The sequence below is a fragment of the Bartonella sp. AD328YNZD genome (assembly GCF_042196425.1).
Map to the genome: position 1 here is coordinate 1 of NZ_JBHIQG010000252.1, position 3,531 is coordinate 3,531.

A 3,531-nucleotide genomic window follows, 5' to 3' on the forward strand; every position below is an offset into this window, starting at 1 on the left:
TTGAACAGAATTGGTTACAATCCTGACAGAGAGATTTTTTTCTTAGGCGATGCTTATTTCGAAAAGGAATTGATTGAGAAACAAATGCGTGATCTGGTCGGTCAAGGGTTGGGCAAAGGCTCCTTTATTCCTGGAAGTGATGCCATTGAACAAGTCAAAACCTTGCTGGATGTCGGGGCAGACTATGCAAAAGCCCACAATCTCCCCTTTGGTGAGGCTTTGAGTGAAGAACAATTGGCATCCCTAGAAGCCCCGATGGTGATTTATGTGCGCCAACAGGTCAAGGGCATGGATGTTTATGCACCGGTGCTTTATATCCCTGAAAAAGACAGAGCCTCCTTTGTTTCTGCTGGGGCTTTGATCATGGGCGATGATATCAATATCACCAGCCAGAATACGAGCAATTCCACAATAACCAATTCAGGGCGTATTGCGGCAAACCACCAATTGCATGTGCATGGTGGGGATATCCTCAGTCAAGGAGGGCATTTTGCTGTTGGTGGTGATGCTGTTATCCTTGCGGAGAAGAATATTCGTTTGGATGCAGGGCGCACAACGGTTGACGGCGTGGAGACCGTATTAAACACCGAGGCGCTTTCTGCTGGTGGTAATGCAACGGTGATTGCTAAACAAGATATAACCGCCTCAGGGGTGGGGATCACTACCGGAGGTGATCTTGCCATGGCTACAGAAGAAGGCAACTTGACGATCGGTTCAGCAGAAACCCATTACCATGATGAGCAGGGTGATGCCACCATGCATCATAAATCAGAAGTCAACTCTGGAGGCTCGACAACGCTTTCCTCTGGAAAAGATTTGAATATCTTAGGCTCTGATGTTCAAGCAACGGATAAACTCCTCTTGCAAGCTGAGAGGAATGTTTCTATTGATGCCACACGCAACAGCATGGACAATCAGAGTGGGAGTGAAACATCTCATGTTGCTTTACACAATGGCTCTCATTTAAGTTCTGGAAAAGAGACCACTGTTCTCTCTGGAAAAGATATCCATATGGCTGCTTCCGATATAGATGCCAAGGGTAATGTTGCTCTTGGCGCGAAAGGGGAGGTAACAATAGGGGTAAGAAACGATGAGATGGAGTATCATCTTCAGGGCAAAAACACGAAAGTGGATATGCAAGCTTCTCATGCCGTTGGCTCTTCGATAAAATCGGGAGGTGATACCACTGTTGTTGCGGGGCAGGATGGCAAACCGCATGATCTTAGCATCACAGGTAGTTCCATTGCGGCTGAGGGCAAGGTGGGGCTGAAAGCCAGCAACGATGTCCTGATCAATAATGCAGAGGATAGCTTACATTATGAGATGTCGTATCACAAAGAGGGTGGGGTGTTTAGTAGCAGCAAATCTGAGCATAACAAGATGGATGTGAGCCAAGTTGTGGGGTCAAGCATAACAGGGGGTGAAGGCATTGCCATTGACTCAGGAAACAACACGGAAGTTGTCGCCTCGACGCTCATAGCCGGTAAGGCAGAGGAAACGTCAGAAGAGAAAGCACCAGGAGATCAGAAACAAGCGGATATTACCATTCACTCTGGGGGAAAGATTACTATCAAAGGCGCCCAAGAACACTTGGATCAACAAGCACAATCGTCATCAAGTGGCTTTTTGCATGAGAAATCGTCCGATACATCTCAATCGCATACCACAACGGTCTCCTCTATCCTTGGGGCAACGGGCAACATTATCACACAATCAGATAAAGAGACCACAATCACGGCTTCTCATCTGCTTTCCGGTCAAGATATCAATGTGACAGCAGAAAATGTGACGATTGATGGCATGACAGATCACCATAGCAGCCATTCAGAGACCCATGAAACGGGTTTTGGTGTGGGATCAGGCAAGGGCTTTGTGTCGATATACGGGAGTGAGGGAAAGACAGAAAATGAAGAGAGTTTTGAGCATCAAGGTTCTTCTCTCAATGCGGATGGTACGATCAACATCACTGCCAAGAAAAAAGATGTGACAATTGTTGGCTCTGACCTTGCAGGTGAGAATATTAACCTTTCGGCAGCGCGTGATGTCAATGTGCTTGTTGGTCATAATAGCCATTCCTCAAGCTCAAAGGAAGAACGCACAGGTTTTGGGTTTCAGTTTGAAAAGAGCAACAGCGGTGCTTCTGTAGGTGTTGGAATTGCAAGCGCCAAAGATACGGGCGATCAATGGGAAACCACTTCCACACAATCACACATCACGGCACGCCAAGATGTGCAGATTACTGCTGACAATGATGTAAATATGCAAGCAGCCATTGTTTCGGCGGATCGTGATGTCAACATTGATGCCGGCAATAATATCACCCTATCAGAAAGCTATGATACCTCTAACGCAAAAGAAAAGCATGAAAAGTCTTTTGCTGGTGTGACAACTTCCGTTGATATCGGTGTCCTTGGCACGGTACAAGGACTAAAAGATGCCGCAGATCACATGAATAATAAGGATGGTAACAATACAGTTATTAATGGCATACTGACTGGCATGAAAATCAGTCATCTTTATAGTAAAGGCAAAACCTTTGTTAATTGGCTGACTGGCAATACGGGGGAAAAGGGGAACGTAACCAAAGGACTGAGTAGCTCATTAGGAGGATTGGGGGGCTCCACCAAGGATGCTCTTGCCAATATGGCTGGTGCATCTGGCAGTGTAACCGTGGGCTTTAAAACTGAGAAAACAGAAGCCTCTTCTCAAGTCTCCACAGCGGTGACAGATAGCATAGAAGGCGGACGCGCTGTTAACATGCATGCCCACGAAGGCAGCATTCATGGTGTTGGCGCTGATGTTATCGCTGGTACCAATCCAATCTATGTGCTGGAAAATGATGCACAGAGCGGAAAGATCACCATGGAAGCAGGTAAAGATATCATCTTTGAAAGTGCACAAAACACGCAAAGCACACAAAACAGCAGTGAAAGTTCTTCAATGAGTGTTGGCACCGGTTATGGCACGGGTGGCGCAGGGGCAACGGGCAGTGCTGCTTTTAGTCAAGGGGAAGGTTCCAGTGAGGAAGTTCAACACAAAAACAGCCATATTATAGGCACCGGCACTGTTCATACCATAAGTCAGGCAAACACCACATTGGCAGGCGCCGTGGTTTCTGGAGAGCATGTAGAAATGGAAGTAGGGGGTGATTTCGCCATTACCAGCCGCAGTGATACGGGACAAACTTCCAGCAAGCAAAACTCTGTTTCTGTTGGGTTTGGTGCTGGACAAACGGGTGGTGGGGGCTCCATGAGCGCCTCTTTCCAAAAGGATCAATCCTCTAGTGATTATCATAGTGTTGTGGAGCAATCAGGCATCAAAGCGGGTGATGGCGGCTTTAATATCATAGTTAAAGACAAAACAACGCTGACCGGAGGCATCATTGCCAGCACAGCCTCAGCGGACAAAAACAGCCTGACCACAGGAAGCATTAGCACCAGTGATATCAGCAACAGTGCGCATGCTAAAGCCAGCAGCCATGGGTTTAGCATTTCTGGGAATGACACGATAAAGAACATTGCCAAGAATGTT

General features: G+C 47.0%; 1 protein-coding gene. It reads left to right on the forward strand.

Features of this window, described 5'->3' with window-relative positions; all coding sequences use genetic code 11:
- Positions 1-3,531 (forward strand): hemagglutinin repeat-containing protein (locus tag ACFIO3_RS10140; protein ID WP_375704401.1); only part of this gene is annotated, 3,531 nt, incomplete at both ends.